Source organism: Candidatus Krumholzibacteriia bacterium (assembly GCA_030748535.1).
Taxonomy (GTDB): domain Bacteria; phylum Krumholzibacteriota; class Krumholzibacteriia; order JACNKJ01; family JACNKJ01; genus JASMLU01.
This window is the reverse complement of sequence record JASMLU010000019.1, coordinates 1-19,070: the sequence shown is the minus strand read 5'-3', so window position 1 is coordinate 19,070 and position 19,070 is coordinate 1. Positions and strand designations below refer to the sequence as shown.

Sequence of the window (19,070 nt, the reverse complement as noted above, 5' to 3'; positions counted from 1 at the left end):
GATCCTGTAGTGATAGCTTCTCCATGTCCTACAGAGGGCAGGAAGAAGGCCAGATACATTCTCAGAGGCACAACCTTGGGGTTGCGGTTCTTTTCACAAGGCTCTAGTCTGAAAGCATCCGCAATCAAACGGGGGCGTTTCACAATGAGTAGTCAAGGTCCTAGGTTCTGGAGTTCGGTGGGCAAGAAGTACCTCACCGGGTTTACGGGACTCGCGCTCTTTCTTTTCCTTGTCGTTCACCTTCTCGGCAATTTGACCCTGTACATGGGTCCCCATGCCCTGAACCACTATGCCCACTTCCTGGAGCACGCGCTTCACGGCATGCTGGTCTATGCCTTCGAAGCCGGCCTGATCCTGCTCCTGCTGATACACATCACTGCAGCGGTCGCAGTGGCTCTCTTTGACAAGAACCGGGCCCGTCCGGTGAAGTACAAGAAGTCGAAGAATGCCGGAGGGGAGAGTCGGAAGACCTTTTCGTCGACCACGATGATCTACACGGGGCTTCTGCTCCTTCTCTTCATCGTCCTGCATGTGAAGATGTTTAAATATGGGGGTGCAAGGATCATCACCCTGCCTGACGGCACGCAGATGAAGGATCTCTACGCGGTGGTTCTCACGGCATTCAAGGATCTTCGTATTACGATGGCCTATGTCCTGATGATGCTATTGCTGGGCTTTCACCTGAGGCACGGGTTCTGGAGCGCTTTCCAGTCGATGGGCTGGAACAACCGACGGTGGATGCCCCTTCTGTACAGCCTTGGACTTGTTCTGGCGATTCTCCTTGCGCTTGGCTTTCTCATGCCGCCGCTCTACCTCTATTTCTTCGTCGACCCCGTTACGACAGGAGGTCACTGATGACGAAACTGGATGCAAAGATTCCTGGTGGACCCCTTGAGGGCAAGTGGGAACAGCACAAGAACGAATCAAAACTGGTTGCTCCTGCAAACCGCAGGAAGTTCTCGGTAATCGTGGTGGGAGCCGGGTTGGCCGGCGGAGGAGCCGCTGCAACTCTGGGTGAACTCGGATACAATGTCCTGAACTTCTGCATTCAGGATACATCCCGACGCGCCCACAGCGTTGCTGCACAGGGTGGTATCAATGCGGCGAAGGACTACCAGAACGATGGAGACAGCGTCTGGCGTCTCTTCTATGACACGATCAAGGGCGGGGACTATCGGGCCAGAGAGGCAAATGTCTATCGTCTTGCCGAATTGAGCGCGAACATCATCGACCAGTCCACGGCCCAGGGCGTTCCCTTTGCCCGTGAGTACGGGGGCACACTGGCAAACCGTTCTTTCGGTGGCGTGCAGGTTTCCCGGACCTTCTATGCACGAGGGCAAACCGGCCAACAGCTCCTGCTCGGTGTCTACAGTGCCCTGATGAGGCAGGTAGGCGCGGGGACTGTGAAAATGTTCGAACGACGGGAGATGCTGGATCTGGTCATTGTGGATGGCAAGGCCCGCGGCATTATCACCCGCGATCTGGTGACCGGCATGCTGGAGCGTTTTTCCGCCGATGCGGTGCTGCTCGCCACCGGCGGCTATTCTCCGGTCTTCTTCCTTTCCACCAATGCCGTGAACTCCAATGCAACGGCCGCCTGGAGGGCACACAAACGGGGGGCCTGGTTCTCCAATCCCTGTTTTACGCAGATTCACCCGACTGCGATTCCCAAGGCCGGCGATTTCCAGTCAAAGCTCTCGCTTATGAGCGAGAGCCTTCGCAATGACGGGCGGGTCTGGGTCCCGATGAAGGTGGATGACAAGCGCGATCCGAGACAGATCCGTGAAGAGGAAAGGGATTACTTCCTTGAGAGAAGATATCCCGCCTTTGGAAATCTCGTTCCCCGTGACATTGCGGCCCGTGCAGCCAAGGTCGTCTGTGATGAGGGACGCGGTGTGGGGAGTACGCCCTACGCGGTGAATCTGGACTTCTCCGATGCCATCTCCCGCTTGGGCGAAGACGTGATTCGCGATCGCTACGGGAATCTCTTTGACATGTACAAGGAGATTACTGCGGAGAATCCCTACGAAGTGCCGATGCGTATCTATCCGGCACCCCACTACACCATGGGCGGGCTCTGGGTGGATTACAATCTCCAGAGCACGATTCCGGGACTTCATGTTGCAGGAGAAGCGAACTTCTCCGATCACGGCGCAAACCGCCTGGGTGCAAGCGCGCTGATGCAGGGTCTTGCCGATGGCTACTTCGTTGCCCCGAGAACCATCGCCCACTATCTGGCCTCAACGGAGCTGCCGGAAGTTTCCACCGATCATGATGCCTTTGCCGAAGCAGAGGATTCGGTAAGGAAGGGTGTCGATCATCTCCTTTCCATCAAGGGAGAGAAGACGGTTCGGGAGCTTCACTGGGAGCTGGGCCGTGTCATGTGGGACAAGGTGGGCATGAGCCGTAATGGGGAAGGTCTGAAAGAGGCCATCGGAGAGATTCAGGGGATTCGCGAGGAGTTCGGTCAGAATCTGAAACTGAGCGGCGAGTCAGATGACTTCAACAAGCAACTCGAAATGGCGGGTCGGCTTTCCGATTACCTTGAACTCGGGGAGTTGATGGCAAAGGACGCTCTCATGCGGGAAGAGTCCTGCGGTGGGCACTTCCGTGAAGAACACAAGACCGAGGAGGGGGAGGCTCTCCGTGATGACGAGAACTTCAGCTTCGTATCTGCCTGGGAGTACGAAGGGGAAGGAAAGGAATCGGTCATGCACAAGGAAGAGCTGGAGTTTGAGAATGTCACCCCGACGACGCGCAGTTACAAGTAGGGAGGCGTGATGAGCAAGAACACCATGTCGCTGAACCTGAAGATCTGGCGCCAGGCGGGACCCGATGTAAAGGGTGGTCTGGTGGATTACCGGATGGACGACCTCGACCGGAACATGTCCTTTCTGGAAATGCTCGACCTTCTGAATGAGCAGATTGTACGGGAAGGAGGAGAGGCCATTGAGTTCGACAGCGATTGCCGGGAGGGAATCTGTGGAACCTGTGGTCTGAACATTCAGGGTGTGGCACACGGGCCGAAGGGAGGGGTCACGACCTGTGAAATCCGGGTTCGGCATTTCCCCGATGGAGGAACGGTGGTTGTGGAGCCCTGGCGCGCGCGCCCCTTCCCGGTCATCAAGGACCTTGTCGTGGATCGCAAGTCTTTCGACAGAATACAGCAGGCGGGGGGCTTCGTTTCCGGCAATGTTGGATCCGCTCCCGACGCGAATGCGGTTCCCATTGCCAAGGAAATGGCTGACCGGGCCATGGATGCAGCATCCTGTGTGGGATGCGGTGCTTGTGTTGCGGCCTGCCCCAATGCCTCCGCCTCTCTTTTTGTGAGCGCAAGGATTTCACAGTTTGCCTTCCTCCCCCAGGGAGAGCCGGAGCGTCTGCGTCGCGCACTGGCGATGGTCGGGCAAATGGATAAAGAAGGCTTCGGTGCCTGTTCCAATCATGGGGAATGCGAGGCGGTTTGTCCGAAGTCGATTTCCATCGAACACATTGCCAAGATGAGGCGCGAGTTCTTCAAGGCCGCACTCACCCAGGGCTAGACGCTCAGACTCCCTCTTCTTGAAATGGAGAGGGAGTCTTGCCTTATTGAATACCCCCATTCTTTCAGGAGATTGACGATGAACAGGGATTGTCTGCAAACTCTCGACCGCATTTCTCTCTCTTCCGGCGAAGCACAAATCTATCGTCTGGAGAATCTGGAAAAACAGAACCTTGCCAATGTCCAGCACCTTCCCCGAAGCATCAAGATCCTGCTGGAAGCGGCCCTTCGCCTGAACGACGGCTTCCGGATCCGGGACGAGGATGTCCTCCGCATTGCCTCCTGGAGCCCCGACAATACGGCTCCGGTGGAGATTCCTTTCCGCCCCTCTCGTGTCATTCTGCAGGATTTCACGGGAGTGCCGAGTGTGGTGGACCTGGCCGCTCTTCGAAGTGCGATGAGCCGCCTGGGTGGGGATCCCTCTCGCGTCAATCCCGGGGTTCCCGTGGATCTGGTCATTGACCATTCCGTTCAGGTGGATCATTTCGGAAGTCCGGAAGCCCTGCAACTGAACTCGGACCTGGAGTTCAAAAGGAACCGGGAGCGCTATGAGTTTCTGCGCTGGGGAACCCGCTCCTTTGACAATTTCCGGGTCGTTCCCCCCGCAACCGGAATCGTGCATCAGGTGAACCTGGAGTTTCTGGCGGAAGTGGTTCGCCAGGACCCGGGCGAGGGCTTGCCCCTTCTCTACCCGGACAGTCTGGTGGGAACCGACAGTCACACGACCATGATCAACGGTCTTGGCGTTCTGGGTTGGGGCGTCGGCGGCATCGAGGCCGAGGCCGTGATGTTGGGAGAGCCCATCAGCATGCTTCTTCCAGCTGTGGTGGGGATGCGCCTCCAGGGGCAACTGCCCGAAGGCAGAACTGCTACGGATCTCGTGCTGACGGTGACGGAGAAACTCCGGGAGCATGGAGTGGTGGGCAAGTTTGTTGAATACTGCGGCCCGGGCTATGCTGCCCTCTCGCTCGCAGATCGAGCGACTCTTGCCAATATGGGACCGGAGTACGGTGCAACGGTTGGATTCTGCCCGGTGGACGATATGACACTCGACTACCTGCGCCTTAGCGGGCGCAGCGAGGAATTGATAGACCGGGTTGAGAGGTATTCCAGAGAGCAGGGTCTCTTTGCCAGCGGCGAGGAACCTCAGTTCAGCGAAACTCTGGAACTGGATCTTTCCACGGTGGAAGCTTCCCTTGCCGGCCCAGCCCGTCCCCAGGATCGCATCTCCCTGACAGACATGCCCTCCGGGTTCCGGAAGCTTCTGGACGAGCGATATCCGGAGCAGGCAGAGCAACTCCGCAATGATGCGGGGGAGAAGCAACTCGGCAATGCCTCTGTGGTGATTGCCGCCATTACTTCCTGCACCAACACCAGCAATCCCGGCGTTCTGATTGCTGCGGGACTTTTAGCAAGAAATGCCGTGGAGAAGGGGCTTCGTGTTCCCGACTGGGTCAAGACCAGCCTTGCTCCCGGGAGTCGTGTTGTCAGCAGCTATCTGGACAAGGCGGGCCTGAGCTCTTCGCTGGAGAAACTGAAGTTCCATACCGTGGGCTACGGTTGCGCTGTCTGTATCGGCAATTCCGGCCCCCTGCCCGAAGAGGTTCGCAGGGAGGTCGAGCAGAAGGACCTGGTCGTTGCCGGAGTTCTCAGCGGGAACCGCAACTTCGAAGGGCGGGTCAGCCCGCATACCCGCGCGAACTATCTGGCCAGCCCTCCTCTGGTGGTGGCCTATGCACTGGCTGGCCGTGTGGACATTGATTTTGAGACGGAAGCCATTGCTGACGGTGTTTTCCTTCGGGACATCTGGCCCTCCAATGATGAAGTCCGAAATCTCATGGAGTCCTCTCTCGGTTCGGAGCAGTTCCGGGAAGCATACCGTGATGTCTTTGATTCCAATGAAACCTGGAATGCAATCGAGGTTCCCGAAGGGCAACTCTTCGAATGGGATGAAGACAGCAGCTACATTCGCGAGCCGAGTTTCTTTCTGCATCTTCAGCCGGAACCTTCGTCCATCGAAGCGGTCCAATCCGCTCGCTGCCTTCTCATGCTGGGAGACAGCGTTACGACCGATCACATATCACCGGCCGGTGTCATTGCGAAGGACAGCCCTGCGGCCACTTACCTGCGGGACATGGGTGTCGAAGACCGCGATTTCAACAGCTATGGATCCCGGAGAGGGAACCATGAGGTCATGATGCGGGGAACCTTTGCCAACATCCGGATCCGCAACGAGATCCTTGATGGAGTTGAAGGGGGATACTCCCTGCACATTCCCAGCGGCGAGCAGATGTCCGTCTGGGAAGTTGCCGAACGCTACCGTGAAGAGAAGACGCCCCTGGTCGTTCTTGCCGGCAAGCAGTACGGAACGGGCTCAAGCCGCGACTGGGCGGCCAAGGGGACCAGCCTGCAGGGAATTCGTGCGGTGATTGCCGAGAGCTTCGAGCGGATCCACCGCAGCAATCTGGCCGGCTTCGGGGTTCTTCCCCTTCAGTTCCAGGAAGGTGATTCACACAGGAGCCTGGGGCTCACGGGGAGAGAGCTCTTCGATATTGAAGGTCTCCACGACTCCCTGAAGCCGGGGGAGAAACTCAGGGTCTCTGCCCGCTCTGAAGATGGAAGCGAAAAGCAATTCGAGGTGGTTCTGCGCCTGGATACTCCCGTGGAGATCGACTACTACCGTCACGGGGGCATCCTGCATTCGGTGCTTCGGAGAATGGCTTCCGACTAGATCCCCTGTAGCTGGACGAGCACCTTCCTTTCGCGTGGCATCTCATCGAAGTCGATGAGGACCACCTGCTGCCATGTTCCCAGTGCCAGTCTCCCATTCCGGAAGGGGAGTGACAGGGACGGGCCGAGAAGCGCCGAGCGCACATGGCTGTGTCCATTGTGATCTCCCCAGCGCTGATGATGTTTCCAGTCCCGATTGCGGGGAGCTATCTCCTCGAATACCCCGGCCAGATCCTCCACGACTCCCGGCTCGAATTCAAGGGTCGTGATCCCGGCCGTCGAGCCTCCGATGAAAAGATGTGCCATGCCTTCTTGCAGGGCACTTTCCTTCAGGATTCTCTCCAGGCTTTCTCCGAGGTCTTTCGTGTCGCCATCGCCCTGTGTGGAACAGGAAATTTCCCGGGTGATGATCTTCATACTGCCTCCTTGCTCTCGTGATTGCTTGCCACTAAGTTCTGTCCATGTCCCGGGAAAGTCGCAAGAAGAAAGTTCAGCGAGCCGAGGCGATTCGTGATGAACTGAATCGCCTCTATCCCGATGCCAGTTGTAGCCTGAACTTTCAGACTCCCTTTCAACTACTGGTTTCCACCGTTCTCAGTGCGCAATGCACGGACGAGAGGGTCAACCTTGTGACTCCCGCCCTCTTTGCCGAAGCTCCCGATGCTGCCGGCCTGCAGAAGCTCCCCCTTCTGCGACTGGAAGAACTGATCCGCTCAACAGGGTTCTTCCGCAACAAGGCCAGAAACCTGAAGGCCGCCGCCGATTCCCTGCTAAGGGATCATGGCGGAGAAGTTCCCTGTCAAATGGAGGAACTCGTCAAGCTGGGGGGCGTGGGTCGGAAGACCGCCAATGTGATTCTGGGAAATGCGTTTCAGCTTCCCGGTTTCCCGGTGGACACTCATGTGGGACGCCTTTCGCGCCGTTTGGGCCTGAGCAGGGAAAGTGATCCGGTGAAAGTGGAAAAGGAACTCTGTGGTCTCTTTGACCCCGACAGCTGGGTTCTTCTCGGACACCAGTTGATCCAGCACGGACGACAGGTCTGTTCTTCCCGAAAGCCGGACTGCGAGAACTGCAGTCTTGCGGAACTCTGCCCGAAGCGACTCTAGCGGCCGGGCAAAAAGACGACTTTGCGGCTTTCCATCCAGTTTCCGGTGCTGGCCACAACGAGAAACACACCGTAGGACTGCCAGTTTCCCCGGTCATCCCTTCCATCCCAGTTAAACTCATAGGTCTCAGGAGGCGTGGGCTTGTCATGGAGAAGCCGGACCAGGCGACCGGAGACATCGTAAATGGCGAGCTTGAGATCGAGCTCCTCCCGCATGCTGAGGAGAATGCGGCAGGGGCTACTCGGACTGAAAGGATTCGGGAAAGACTGTTGCATGCTGAAGGGGCCGTCGCCGATCACTCCCTCGATGGGGTGATTGAGAATGCGATGTAGCGGATCGAGGTCCAGGGATGTGACCTCTTCTCCAAAGGTCCAACTGTAGAGTTGGCTCTCTGCGTCCGGCAGCACGGTGATGATCGTATCGTTTTCCCCGGATCCGAAACCCAGATGAAGGTCAAGAGGCTCGTCAAATAGAGAGCCGTTCTGAACCTGTTGCAACCTCAGATCCAGTCTCCATCCCGCCCAGTCCTCTACACAGGTCCACTCGTAATAGTAGTAAGGACGCCCGAGCCCATAGACCCAGTTCTGGAAGAAGCTCTCCAGGTCAAGTCCTGTCAGGGACTCCGCATGCGATTGAAACTGCTCGGTCGTGCCGGTTCCCGCCGAGGCGGGAGAATCCTGTGCCCAGCTTTCCAGTACTTCATAGAAGAGGGAGTCGCCCCGGCTTTCCCCGAAAGCGAAATCCTCGCCTCCTTCATCGAAGAGGTGTCGCAGGCGTCCCCGGAGCATGTGCAGAACCCAGGCGCCTTTGTAGTAGACACTCCAGGCCGCCGGAGCGGAGAAGGGATCTTCGGAGGTGTAAACCGGAACCGGGAAGTAGTCGAAGTGGCGCCGTTCGTAGAGGTAGTCTCCGGGACTCCAGCGACCGAAGTGCTCGTAGTAGAGAGCTTCTGAATAAGTGGCGAAGCCTTCGTTCAGCCAGACATCTTCCCAGGTTGCACAGGTGACATGATCTCCAAACCACTGGTGCGCCAGTTCATGGGGAGAAACATGGGAGATGGAGTCCACGCTGGTGATCGTTACCGAGCCGAGACTGCTGATGGTCTGATGCTCCATGCCTCCCATGAAACGGTACTCCGCCACTCCGTACTTCTCGTCCCGGAAGGGATACTCCCCGAAGCGTGCTCGAAAGCAGTCCATCATGTCGTGAGTCCAGGGAAGGCTCGTGGCGGCACCCTCCTCATCCCGGGGCCAGATGAACCAGGTCATGGGCATGCTGTCCCCGTCCTCAAAGTGATACCAGTCGGTCCAGGGCAAGCCATCGAGGTCGGGCTGGAGGTAGTTCGACACCGTAATGGAAACGAGGTAGGTGGCAATCGGATGCCGTTCGGTCCAGTGGTAGGTTCTGCTTCCATCGCCATGATCCAGCAACTCGTCCAGGGTTCCATTGGAAGCCACGACCAGCGTATCCGGGACCGTGATACGAAGGGAGACAGAGTCCGGCTTGTGATCCAGGCGGTCGATGCAGGGCCACCAGCTTCCCGCGTACTGGGTTTCGGTCATGGTATAGGCGATGGGGTGGGTGACTTCCTCGTCTTCGTAGGAAGCGAAAACAAAGGCGCCAAAGTAGTCGGTGTTTTCAAATGCTTCGTAATCCACTTCGATCAGGTGCTCGATCCCCACTTCGATGTCCTGTGTGGAGATGCTAAGCCTTTCGCTTCCGTCATGGAACCAGTCCGCTTCTGCTCCATCGATGAGAACCGAGTGGATCTCCATGTTCCACAGGGCATCGAGAACGAGACTGTCGGCCGTCTCTTCCGGGGTGAGCCAGGCGCGAAGATTCCCGTCCATGCGCTCGGCATCGAAATCGAGAAGGCCATCGATTTCATAGTAGCGGGCCCGCCACTCACTCTGCCCCGGACCACTCTCTCCGCCCCGGTCCAGATGCCCCGAGCGTCCCCGGCAAGTGGGGGCTTCCCGCAACTTGTCAATGGACGGCTCGCCGGAAGCAAGGAGGGAAAGGGGAAGTAGCAGTGCAATCAGTGCAGTTTTCATAGCTCGAATCGAAGGGAAAGGGACAGTTTCATTCCATTGAGGTTCAGGGGATAGGAGCCCCAGAGGATGTCATTCACTTCCGGGTCATCGAAAAGCTCAGGGGGAGATCCGGGGGCGATGTACTGCAGGCTGCCTTCATATTCGAAATTCTGGGTGATCTGTCCCATGGTCCCCATCAGTTCGGCCTGAAGAAAAGCCTGGGGGGAAAGGCGGTAGCGAAGACCCACGAAGGCCACCGCGCCGAGAGAAGTGTCCTTCGACTCGACCCTGAAATGCCGGTCGGGAAGGATGGGGCTTCCCGGATCGTCCTGGTTTTCCGTGACCTCGTTGATATTGAGGAGGTCAATTTCCAGCAGACTTCTTGCATGAAGAAAACTCACGCCGCCCCCCAGGTAGGGTTCTACCGCTCGGGAGCGGACGAAATCCAGCCCGTACTGGAAAGCGAAGCGAAGTTCGTGGAGTTGGGTGTTCAGGGAACGCGGAGATTCCCATTCGTGGGGGAGAAAGGAGGTGCTGGTTTCGAAGCTGGCATAGCTGTAATTGGCTTCGAGGGCCACCGGAGGCTTGATCCTCCAGAGTGCGCCAAATCCAAAGGGAACGCCCACCGGCAGATCCCGAAAAGGAGCACTGGGGCTTCCCCCCTCCATCCTGCTCATTCCCACATTGATGTGAGAGAGAAGGCTCTCATGGCTTGGCCCCGAATAGGTGGCGACCTGGGGGCCAAAGGCGAAGCGTTTCAAGTCCGGAATTTCCGCGACGGCTTCCGGGATCCTCTGGCGGTGGTCGATGCCTCCTTCAGGAAGAATGGGCGCGATGGAAGTGATTTTCTGCCGGACCTTTTCTTCAGGGCTGTTTTCTGTCTGAACCCGGTAGGAGTGGAAGAGACGGAAACAGGGATCCGGAAGATCGTTGAGAAGCGACTTCAGGTCAGTTCCGGAAACCCGGACAAAGGCTTCCAGTTTTTCGCTGCGGGAATCGTAGAGCTTCAGGAGAATCTTGAAGTCCCTGGCTCCTTCCCGGAAGTAGGGTGCGATGAGAAGGCGCACTCCCAGTTCCTTTCCCAGGGAAACAAAGCAGGCATCCTCCTGACAATCTCCAGCGCTGAGTCCAGCCTCCAAAAGCCGGCTTCTGGTGATGGCAAGAGGCAGGATACTCCAGCTTGCCTTGGGAAGAGCCGCTGCGATCTCCTCCCGGATCGACTGGTCCAGAGAGTTGCGGGAGGACTTGTCCAGATTCCCCAGATCGTTCAGTTCCAGAACGGCGACCAGATTGTCGGCCAGGGCGGGCAGGGCAAGAAGCATGAGTGCAAACAGCGTGAGGATCTTCATTATAACTCCCGAATTGAATCCGCTGGGAACCTACACTTTTTCCCGACTCTTGTCAGGGAGATTCAGGCGGTGATAGAGATGCTCCAGACTTCGCTGACTCGCCCCGCTTCCGGCTTCCGTGAAACGGCGGGCCCTGTTCCCCATCGAATTTCGAAGTGGCCGATTGCCAAGGAGTTCCCTCCAGTGGGATTTCAGGTCTTCCCCGCTGCAGACCATGTACGCTGCCCCGGCTTCCAGCAGGCCCCGGGCTTCCACAGCCCGGTCGATTCCGGGGCCGAAGAGAAGCGGTATTCCCTGTGCTGCCGCCTCCAGCACACTGTGGACACCGCTCGTGAATCCTCCTCCCACATAAGCAATCTCCGCCTGTGAATACAACTCGGAGAGCTGGCCCTTTACATCTCCCAGCAAGAGAGCGCCGGCTTCCAGACCTGTGGATCGAGAGAGGCGGGAAACCGGGAACCCGCGCTCCCGGGCGGCTTCCTCCAGACGCTGAAGCGCGCTCTCTGTCGGTTCATGGGGAACAAGGAAAAGTCTGGACGAAGGGAATTCACGGGAGATCGCTGCATAGGCGTCGAGGATCAGGTTCTCCTCGACGGGCCAGGTGCTTCCGGCCAGCAGACATTGCTCGAAGGGAGGGACATCCATCAGTGCGTGGGGGAGTCTCTCCTGAATTCTTGACAGAACACGGTCAAAGCGGGGATCTCCGCTGACATACAGGCGGGAAGGGGGAAGTCCCAGGTCAAGAAAGACCTGTCCGTCTTCCTCGCTGACTGCGTCCACCCATTCCAGAAGATTGTGCAGTCTGAGATAGAGAAGGCGCGTCGGCCAGCGAGCCCGCCCCGAACGGGGAGACAGGACGGCGCCAAGGAGAAAGACCGGTACTCCTGCCCGGTGGCTTTCCAGAAGCATGTGGGGCCAGAGATCCCACTTTACAATCAGAATGGCCCGGGGGCGGAAGCTCTGGATCAGGGAGCGCATCCTGCCGGGCCGGTCAGCGGGAAGGGGGATCACATGGTTGCAGCCTTCCACCTGATCCTTTGCGGGCCGTGCGGAAATGGAACCCAGGCTCAGGAGAATGCGTGCCGAAGGAAGGCGCCTGCGAATGTCCTCGATGAGCGGTCGTGCCTGCTCCAGTTCACCGGCACTGGCTGCATGAATCCAGAATCCCGGAGATTCGGGATTCCCTACGGAGGGAAGAGGCCGGGAAGAGAACTCCCTTCTCCAGCGGAGAGTGGCCGCCAGCTTGGGAGAGAAGAGAGCCAGTAGCGGAAGAAGCGAGAGAAGGAGAGGGGAAAGCAGCCGGTAGAGGAAAATCACAGAAGCCCTCCCTCAAGCAGAGCATCCCGGAGGGCTTCTGCGGGGATTCCCTCCAGGCAGTCCCGTCGGGTTTTCCTGCAGGGCTTCTTCCCATGCAGAGAGCAGGGACGGCAGGGCAGATCCTTTTCAAGGAGGACACTTCCGGGAAGGCGGGGTGGAAAGCCAAACTGGGGAACCGTGGGGCCGAAGAGAACGAGGGAAGGTCTGCCGACAGCTTCCGAAAGATGGGCCAGACCGGAGTCCGCAGAGACCAGAGTGCAGGAGCAGGAGAGAAGGGCGGCGACTTTTGAAAGATCCTCCTCAGAAGTCACCGAAATCGTTTTCTGGCGAGCCCGGGCGGAGAGGCTTTCACAGATCTCCCTTTCTGCAGATCCTCCCAAAAGAAGAATCGGTAGGGAGTCCGGGAGGATTTCGAGAAGCCGGTCAAAGTGTGGCCAGATCTTCGTGGGCCAGGCGGCAGAGGGAGCCAGAGCCAGGGGAGGGCAGTCCTCGGGGAAGCCGGCGGCATCCAGGCGGCAGCGGGCCTCATCCAGCAGGGCCTTTGACAGCGGGTAAAGGGGGCGGGGTTCCGGAGATTTCGAATAGCCTTCCTTTTCCAGCAGAAGGAGGTGCCGCTCGGCAACAGGGATAAAGGGCCGTCTCCGCAGGCCTGGACGAAGGGCATCGGGAGCGAGGACAAGCAAGCGCCGGTAGAGTGAACTCCGGGGACTTTCCTGCCAGCGGCTTCCGCTACCGGCCATCATCAGGCGAAGGCTGCGGCTTCGGAGGTTGCCGTGGAGGTCAAAAACCCGGTCATAGTGTTCCGACTCCAGGTTCCGGGAAAGCTCGCGAAGGGCAAAGAGGCCGCTTCCTTCGGGAAGGGTCCACAGTCGGCGGATCCAGGGGAGGGGGCGGAGAAGGCTGGAATATCGTTCCCGGCAAAGGAAATCCACGGACTCACCTTGACGGGAGAGCGCCTCCAGGGTGGGGAGAGTGAGAAGCAGATCTCCCAGAGCTCCGAATCGAATCATCAGGTTTCGCAGGATGGCCTCGCTTTGGATTGCGGATTCTAGGCGAGCCTTGCACGGGAGTCAAGGCGGAGCGAGCTTGACAAGTGATCCCGGAAGACAGAAGCTTCGGGGGATCGGAGACGATGATTAGCATTTTGAGTTCCATTTTCACAGGCAGATCTGCGAGCCAATCCTGCGCAGTGCCCCCGAGTGGAGGATAGCGGGATGATCGTGGACCTTGCGCTGATGATCGCCCTTTTCACCCTCCTGGGCCTGTCCGCCTTTTTCTCGGGTTCGGAAACTGCACTCTTTGCCCTGGGTTCATCCGAGAGACACTTGATCCGGAAGCGACAGGATCTGCCCTCACGAAGAGTCGCCCTGCACCTGGATCGACTACAGGAAGTGCTGGCCACCATTCTTCTGGGGAATACCCTGGTGAACATCCTCATGGCCGTTTTGGCTACAAGGCTCTTCATCCGTCATCTGGGACCGAGGCAGGGTGCCCTGGCCGGTACGATTGCGGTGACGCTGACCGTTCTTGTCTTCGGCGAAGTGCTTCCCAAGACTCTTGCGGTTCTTCGCCCGAGAGTCTTCAGCTTGCGGATCGCTCGACCTCTCTTGATGTTTCGGAGCTTTCTGGATCCTCTCTCCTCCCGTCTGGAGTCGGCCAGCCTTGCCGTCCGGGGTGTACTTGTACGAAGACTTCCCGCCGACCCTCCGGAAGTGCAGGAAGAGGATTTGCTGGCCCTGATGAGAATGGCCGTCGAGGAGGGGAGCCTCGACGAGAAGGAGTTCGAACTTGTCCGGGGGGTGTTCGAACTGGAAGACACTCCGGTAGAAGACACCATGATCCCGCGGATGGATCTATTTCTGCTCGAAGACACGATGTCCGTTCGGGCCGCTCTCCCGACCATCCGGGAGGCGGGGTTCCGGCATGTGCCTCTTTACCGGGAACAGCCAGATCGGGTCACGGGAATTCTTCTGGCTACAGATCTTCTGGGCCACGAGAGTTCCGAGGAAGCGCTTTCCCGCTTTGCCCGCCCGGCCCGCTTCTGTCCCGAGAGCCAGTCGGCAGGATCTCTTCTGGTGGAACTGCTTGAGGAGGGGGAGAGTCAGGCACTCGTGATCGACGAGTATGGAGCGCTTTCCGGGTTGGCGGGCCTGGAGGACCTCTTTGAAGTTCTGGTTGGGGAGATTTTCAGCCGCCGGGACTATGAGAGCCAGCGCTTCTTCATGCCTGATGAGAACACCTTCATTGTCTCTGCCCGAATGGATCTTCCCCGCGCCCGAGAACTGACAGGCCTGAAGCTTGCCGGACGGGATGTGGAAACTCTCGGGGGCTATCTCCTCGACAGTCTCGGAGAAGTCCCCGAAGTCGGGGAAAGTCACATTCTGGAGAGCTTTCGCTGGACCCTGATGGATGCAAAAGGCCCCTCCCTGAAGACCCTGAAGCTGGAGCGTGTCTCATGACGGGGCTCTGGCCACTTCTTCTCCTCCTCTCTCTGGTGGGCAGTGCCGTGTTTTCGGGGAGCGAGATCGCACTGGTTTCGAGCAACCGGATGCGGCAACGAGCAGAGCGGGAGGAAGGCAGACAACTTGCGGGCCTTGCAGAGAAGCTCTACCGGCATCCCAGCAGGGTGCTGGCGCTTTTGCTCTTCGGCACCAATCTCTTCAATGTTCTGGCTTCGGTCAGCGCCATGATCCTGACGGAAAAGGCACTCGCAATGCAGGATCTCGACCTTCCGGATCTGGGAGTCGATCTCTTGTCCACGGCCTGGATCGCCGGACTGGTTCTTCTTTTTGGGGAAGTAATTCCGAAGGGAATCGGGCGCGCCTATGCAGACCGCCTGACCCGACTCGCGGCTCCCGTTCTTCTCTTGCTCGGCTGGATCTTCGCTCCGCTTCTCTGGCTTCTCGACCTTCCGGGGAGGCTTCTGCTGCGCCTGATTCCCGGAGGCAAGCCCGCAAACGATGAGAGTCTTTCCTGGGAAAAGCTTCGCTTGCATCTGGAAAGCGGAAGAGAGGAGGGAACCGTGGAGGCCGTGGAGGAGGCGAGGATTCGGAGAATCGCCCTGATGAGTCGCCTGACCGCCCGATCCCTCATGCAGCCTCTTTCACAGTTCGAAATTCATTCCCTGGATGCCCCTCTCGGACCTCTGGCTCGCAGGCTCTCTGAAAAGGGAATGTCCCGGGCCTTTCTTTATGAAAGCTCCCCTGACAAGCTTCAGGGTTTTGTCACCACGCTCAGCCTACTTGGCCTGGAGGAGTCCCTGCCCCTGAAGGAACTGGGAAGGCCGCTTCGCCGGGTTCCTGCAACCCGAAGCCTCCTCGACCTGCTTGATGAACTGCAGCTTTCCCGCGGGAAATTCGCAGTCGTCACCGATTTGCAGGGCCGCGACATCGGCGTGGTCTCCCTTCAGAGCCTTCTCTCGGAGTTGACCCTCATCGGCGGAACACGCAAGATTCAGGATTAGCCTCGGCTTTATCTGATTTTAGAGTCTGGATTCAGAAATTCCTTACAGGATCTTGCCTATTTCCTTCATGGTTCCTATTTTCATTGGGTCAAAGGGGGGAATTGTGGAGCAACTCAGCAAGGCAGAAATCGGGGAGAGGCTGAAGCGTTTTCGCCTTTCCAAGAAACTGACGCTCAAGAACATCGAAGCGAGCAGCGGGGTTTCGGCAACCCATATCTCTGAAATCGAGAGAGGAAAGAGCAGCCCCACGGTGGGGGCTCTCGACCGGATTGCCCGGGCCATGGGAAGTGAACCCTCCTATTTTGTGGAGGTGGATGAACTGCCCAGTTCTATCCTGCTCAAGGCGGATAACCGTCGCCGCTTCCGTTTTCTGGAACCCCCGGTGGAGATCGAATCCTTGTCCGGCTCCATTCCCCATTCCCGAATCTCCTTTATGAAGATGACCTGGGAAAAGGGTGCCGTGGCGACCGGCGAGGTGAATCGACATGAGGGCGAGGAGTTTATTCTCCTGCTCAAGGGAATCCTGGAAGTCAATGTAGACAATGAGCGACAGGTTCTCAAAGAGGGCGACAGCCTTCATTATCACGCGTCCAGTCCGCACCGCATTGAGAACATTGGCGACGGCCCCTGCGAAGCCTGGGTGGTCACCGTGCCGAGTTTCAAAATCTAGGAGAGATGATGGATATCACGGAACTGGGAGGCAGGATCAAGCGCATGCGCAAGGCCCGGGGCATGACCCTCAAACAGGTCGAGGCCCTCAGCCATGTTTCCGCAACCCATATCTCGGAAATCGAAAGAGGCAAAACCAGCCCCACGATCAATGCACTTTCGAGAATCTCCGGCGCCCTGGGCAAGGACACTTCTTTCTTCCTCGAAACCCGAAGTCTGGAAAATGTCAGCCGGATCTGTTTCGAGGATCGGGAAAAGAAGAAATTTCGTTCGACGGAAGGCTACTACCAGCCACTGACGGCCGGGATTCCCGGAGGGCATCTGCAGATCTTCCGGATTCATCTGGAACCCTCGTCCGTCCTCGAGTTCGAAGACACTATGTCATCCGGGGAAGTAACCCTGCTTTGCGAGCGTGGCCAGTTCCGTTTCGACGGAACAGAAGACAGCCACGAACTGGAAGAAGGGGACAGCGTACACTTTACCGGCGCTCTTGGTGTTCGGATCGAGTCGGGCAGTCGCCGGGACTGCGACCTGATCCTTGTCAGCACACAGCGCCACAGTCTCGAGAACTTCTAGGAAGGAGACAGTCGTGGAAACGACGAGCGATTTTCATTTCCTGAGCCTTGTCATGACTCATCAGCAGGCGGCTCTCATGCACATGGGCAAGATGGCCAACCCGGTTTCCGGCGAGGTTGAGCGCAATCTGGATGCGGCCCGCTACTCCATCGAGGTTCTCGAGTCTCTGGAAAGGAAGACAAAGGGAAACCTGAACGAGGAGGAAGCCCGCGCCCTTCAGGAAGCCCTCACTCACCTGAGGCTGAACTTCGTGGACGAGGCGAAGCAGGAGCCTGCATCCGAAGAAGAGGAACAGGAGCCCAGTCCTGCGGGAGACGAAACTTGAAGCGGCTCCTTGCGGCCCTTCTTCTCATTCTCTCTTCCTCCGCATTTGCCTCTTTCGGATGGTCCGGTGGGGGAGATCTCCATCGCATGGTTTCTGCCGAATCCCTCCGGGACAGCGGACTGCAGGGCTCCTTTTCCCAGCGCTACTTTTACCAGGATTGGCAAAACGCTTCCCGCTATCATTTGCATCACCTGCGTGAAACCCTGTCTTACGGCCTCGGCGGTATCCTCGAGATCAGCGCGGCATCCAACCAGTATCTTCGACGACGCGAGGCGGCTCCGGCCGACAGCGCCCTGACCCTTCTTTCCCAAGTGGAAGACTGGAATCCCCTGCTTCCGGAGTGGGGAGGACTCGGGGACAGTGACCTTTCCCTGAGATTGCGTCTTCCCCTGCCCATGGAGTCAATCCATTTTGCAGTGGAGGGCCATTGGCTGATCAGCACGGGGAATCCGGATTCAGGAACAGGCAGTGACAGCGAGGATCGGGAGTTTCTTGCTTCGGCAAGCTGGAAGTTGCCGACCGCTCGCAACTTCCCGGAGACCTGGCTACACCTTCAGGCAGGCTTCCGACTTCGGGACAGCAGCCGGGCTTGGGGGACTCCGGTGGCCGACGATCCGGAGGGGCCCTGGCCGGTCTTTCACTTTTTTCATCCCTCGTCCCCAGACGGTGAAAGCGAATTGCAGCGACAGGAGCTTCTGGGTCTGGCTCTCGACTTTAGGGGATCCGATGGCATGAGGCTCTTCGGGGAACTGGTCTGGGAAGGCTATGATCCGCAAGAGGGGATGGCCTTGCAGGAGAATCTCTGGCAACTGGCTCTGGGCTTCCGTCTGCCCGTGAATGAGAAGTGGAGAAGCTGGGCCGTCTTCGATCTCTGCCTGTCCCAGGACGATCTGGAAACGGCGTTCGAACCGCACTACCCGCGCCTGGCTGTGACCCTCGGTATCGAGCGTTAGTCTCTTTCAGCCTTCTTGCAGTCCCGCCAGGCCTCTTCCATGGTGTCGAGATCCGTTTCTTCCAGAGCAAGTCCCTGGCCTGCCACGCCTTTTTCCATGCAGGCAAAGCGGCGAAGGAACTTCTCGTTCGACGCATTTCCCACTTCTTCGGCACTTAGTCCCAGCCAGCGGCAGAGATTCACCAGTACAAAGAACAGGTCTCCGATTTCATCCTGGATGGGGGGGAGCTTGTCCTCCTCAAGAGTCTTTCGATAGGCCAGGGAAGGGCTTGGCCCATCAGGCACTTCCCGGGGAAGTTCCGAGAGGGCTTCTTCCAGTTCGCCCATTTCCTCGCGGAGCTTTGCAAGAACTCCGTCGAGTGTCGGCCAGTCAAAACCCACACGAGCGGCCTTCTCCTGATACTGCCAGGCACGGGCCAGGGTATCCATGCTGCGGGGCAGGGGCTTGAGAAGGCCGGGATCCTCTCCCTTCTCCCTTCGTTCCTCTCGCTTGACCGATTCCCAGCTCTGCAGTCTCTCCTCGGCCGTTTCGGGGGACTCTCCCTTTCCTTCAAAAAGGTCCGGGTGACGGCGGCGGAGCTTCCGGTCGATGCCGGCAAGGGCGCTCGACGCCTCGATCCCTTTTTCTGCCTGTAGATTCTGCAGGGCGAAAAAGAGAAGGTAGGCCAGATCGCCGATCTCCTCAGCCTGATGATCTGCCCGCTTCGTCTCGATGGCTTCCCGCCACTCGTGGGCTTCCTCGATGAGGTGCCGGTTGATGTCGAGCGAGCTCTGCTCGCGGTCCCAGGGGCAGCCGCCGGGCGCAAGAAGTGTCTCCAGGGTCCCCCAGAGCTTTCGAAGTTCCTTTTCCGGAAAGTGAGCCATGCCGGAAACTAACACGGCATTGCCCTCACTGCAATGAAGACCAGACTTGCCCCCATTGCAGCCCCGCTCCGCTTCTGCTACAATCCCCTTATCACTTATTTCGCTGGCCAGCGGATATGCGGATGGGACCGCTGTGTCAAGGGGG

At 58.2% G+C, this 19,070-nt stretch carries 17 protein-coding genes; 11 read left to right on the top strand and 6 right to left on the bottom strand.

Annotation, left to right across the window (positions count from 1 at the left end):
• Positions 1–177 precede the first annotated feature (177 nt).
• The 4 genes from QGH30_09505 to acnA all read left to right on the top strand — a co-directional run bounded on the left by QGH30_09505 (position 178) and on the right by acnA (position 6,272).
• Entirely contained in the window at positions 178–855 is a 678-nt protein-coding gene (locus QGH30_09505; GenBank protein MDP7022570.1) for a succinate dehydrogenase cytochrome b subunit, read from the top strand.
• Positions 855–2,771: a fumarate reductase/succinate dehydrogenase flavoprotein subunit gene (locus QGH30_09500; GenBank protein ID MDP7022569.1), complete on the top strand. Its 1,917-nt coding sequence runs from the start codon at positions 855–857 to the stop codon at positions 2,769–2,771. Before QGH30_09505 ends, QGH30_09500 begins: the two co-directional genes overlap by 1 nt.
• A 9-nt stretch (positions 2,772–2,780) precedes the next feature.
• Positions 2,781–3,542, top strand: a complete 762-nt coding sequence (locus QGH30_09495) for a succinate dehydrogenase/fumarate reductase iron-sulfur subunit (GenBank protein ID MDP7022568.1) — start codon at positions 2,781–2,783, stop codon at positions 3,540–3,542.
• A gap of 78 nt (positions 3,543–3,620) precedes the next feature.
• The gene (gene acnA, locus QGH30_09490) at positions 3,621–6,272 is read left to right on the top strand and encodes an aconitate hydratase AcnA (protein ID MDP7022567.1); all 2,652 of its coding nucleotides are present in this window, start codon (positions 3,621–3,623) and stop codon (positions 6,270–6,272) included.
• Here the strand turns inward: acnA and QGH30_09485 are convergent.
• Entirely contained in the window at positions 6,269–6,688 is a 420-nt protein-coding gene (locus tag QGH30_09485) for a secondary thiamine-phosphate synthase enzyme YjbQ (GenBank protein MDP7022566.1), read from the bottom strand. The two genes, acnA and QGH30_09485, sit on opposite strands and share 4 nt — an antisense overlap.
• 44 nt (positions 6,689–6,732) lie before the next feature.
• On the opposite strand from QGH30_09485, the gene nth reads away from it, so the two are divergent.
• A complete protein-coding gene (nth, locus tag QGH30_09480) occupies positions 6,733–7,377 on the top strand; it encodes an endonuclease III (GenBank protein MDP7022565.1) in 645 nt (214 codons plus the stop codon).
• On the opposite strand, the gene QGH30_09475 is transcribed toward nth, so the two are convergent.
• Genes QGH30_09475 through QGH30_09460 form a run of 4 tightly spaced genes read right to left on the bottom strand, consistent with a single transcriptional unit; the run spans position 7,374 to position 13,086 of the window.
• Positions 7,374–9,431 (bottom strand): M1 family aminopeptidase, encoded by a 2,058-nt coding sequence (locus tag QGH30_09475; GenBank protein MDP7022564.1) that lies wholly within the window; start codon positions 9,429–9,431, stop codon positions 7,374–7,376. The two genes, nth and QGH30_09475, sit on opposite strands and share 4 nt — an antisense overlap.
• Positions 9,428–10,759 (bottom strand): hypothetical protein, encoded by a 1,332-nt coding sequence (locus tag QGH30_09470; protein MDP7022563.1) that lies wholly within the window; start codon positions 10,757–10,759, stop codon positions 9,428–9,430. The genes QGH30_09475 and QGH30_09470 overlap by 4 nt, the downstream gene beginning before the upstream one ends.
• 30 nt (positions 10,760–10,789) lie before the next feature.
• Positions 10,790–12,076 (bottom strand): glycosyltransferase N-terminal domain-containing protein, encoded by a 1,287-nt coding sequence (locus tag QGH30_09465; GenBank protein ID MDP7022562.1) that lies wholly within the window; start codon positions 12,074–12,076, stop codon positions 10,790–10,792.
• Positions 12,073–13,086, bottom strand: coding sequence for a glycosyltransferase family 9 protein (locus tag QGH30_09460; protein MDP7022561.1), 1,014 nt, complete (start codon positions 13,084–13,086; stop codon positions 12,073–12,075). The genes QGH30_09465 and QGH30_09460 overlap by 4 nt, the downstream gene beginning before the upstream one ends.
• A 204-nt stretch (positions 13,087–13,290) precedes the next feature.
• On the opposite strand from QGH30_09460, the gene QGH30_09455 reads away from it, so the two are divergent.
• The 6 genes from QGH30_09455 to QGH30_09430 all read left to right on the top strand — a co-directional run bounded on the left by QGH30_09455 (position 13,291) and on the right by QGH30_09430 (position 18,062).
• Positions 13,291–14,535, top strand: a complete 1,245-nt coding sequence (locus tag QGH30_09455) for a hemolysin family protein (protein MDP7022560.1) — start codon at positions 13,291–13,293, stop codon at positions 14,533–14,535.
• Positions 14,532–15,539 (top strand): CNNM domain-containing protein, encoded by a 1,008-nt coding sequence (locus tag QGH30_09450; protein ID MDP7022559.1) that lies wholly within the window; start codon positions 14,532–14,534, stop codon positions 15,537–15,539. Before QGH30_09455 ends, QGH30_09450 begins: the two co-directional genes overlap by 4 nt.
• Positions 15,540–15,606: 67 nt before the next feature.
• Positions 15,607–16,209, top strand: a complete 603-nt coding sequence (locus QGH30_09445; protein MDP7022558.1) for a cupin domain-containing protein — start codon at positions 15,607–15,609, stop codon at positions 16,207–16,209.
• Positions 16,210–16,217: 8 nt separating this feature from the next.
• On the top strand, positions 16,218–16,784 hold the full coding sequence (locus QGH30_09440) for an XRE family transcriptional regulator (protein MDP7022557.1): 567 nt from the start codon (positions 16,218–16,220) through the stop codon (positions 16,782–16,784).
• Positions 16,785–16,797: 13 nt separating this feature from the next.
• On the top strand, positions 16,798–17,109 hold the full coding sequence (locus QGH30_09435) for a DUF1844 domain-containing protein (protein MDP7022556.1): 312 nt from the start codon (positions 16,798–16,800) through the stop codon (positions 17,107–17,109).
• Entirely contained in the window at positions 17,106–18,062 is a 957-nt protein-coding gene (locus QGH30_09430) for a hypothetical protein (protein ID MDP7022555.1), read from the top strand. Before QGH30_09435 ends, QGH30_09430 begins: the two co-directional genes overlap by 4 nt.
• Here the strand turns inward: QGH30_09430 and QGH30_09425 are convergent.
• Positions 18,059–18,925 (bottom strand): MazG nucleotide pyrophosphohydrolase domain-containing protein, encoded by an 867-nt coding sequence (locus tag QGH30_09425; GenBank protein ID MDP7022554.1) that lies wholly within the window; start codon positions 18,923–18,925, stop codon positions 18,059–18,061. The two genes, QGH30_09430 and QGH30_09425, sit on opposite strands and share 4 nt — an antisense overlap.
• Between the last annotated feature and the right edge of the window lie 145 nt (positions 18,926–19,070).

Bases quoted from the DNA above. Each gene is read 5' to 3' on its own strand.
- QGH30_09500 (MDP7022569.1), top strand. From the start codon at position 855: ATGACGAAACTGGATGCAAAGATTCCTGGTGGACCCCTTGAGGGCAAG.
- QGH30_09495 (MDP7022568.1), top strand. From the start codon at position 2,781: ATGAGCAAGAACACCATGTCGCTGAACCTGAAGATCTGGCGCCAGGCG.
- acnA (MDP7022567.1), top strand. From the start codon at position 3,621: ATGAACAGGGATTGTCTGCAAACTCTCGACCGCATTTCTCTCTCTTCC.
- QGH30_09485 (MDP7022566.1), bottom strand. From the start codon at position 6,688: ATGAAGATCATCACCCGGGAAATTTCCTGTTCCACACAGGGCGATGGC.
- nth (MDP7022565.1), top strand. From the start codon at position 6,733: ATGTCCCGGGAAAGTCGCAAGAAGAAAGTTCAGCGAGCCGAGGCGATT.
- QGH30_09475 (MDP7022564.1), bottom strand. From the start codon at position 9,431: ATGAAAACTGCACTGATTGCACTGCTACTTCCCCTTTCCCTCCTTGCT.
- QGH30_09470 (MDP7022563.1), bottom strand. From the start codon at position 10,759: ATGAAGATCCTCACGCTGTTTGCACTCATGCTTCTTGCCCTGCCCGCC.
- QGH30_09460 (MDP7022561.1), bottom strand. From the start codon at position 13,086: ATGATTCGATTCGGAGCTCTGGGAGATCTGCTTCTCACTCTCCCCACC.
- QGH30_09455 (MDP7022560.1), top strand. From the start codon at position 13,291: ATGATCGTGGACCTTGCGCTGATGATCGCCCTTTTCACCCTCCTGGGC.
- QGH30_09450 (MDP7022559.1), top strand. From the start codon at position 14,532: ATGACGGGGCTCTGGCCACTTCTTCTCCTCCTCTCTCTGGTGGGCAGT.
- QGH30_09445 (MDP7022558.1), top strand. From the start codon at position 15,607: ATGGTTCCTATTTTCATTGGGTCAAAGGGGGGAATTGTGGAGCAACTC.
- QGH30_09440 (MDP7022557.1), top strand. From the start codon at position 16,218: ATGGATATCACGGAACTGGGAGGCAGGATCAAGCGCATGCGCAAGGCC.
- QGH30_09425 (MDP7022554.1), bottom strand. From the start codon at position 18,925: ATGGCTCACTTTCCGGAAAAGGAACTTCGAAAGCTCTGGGGGACCCTG.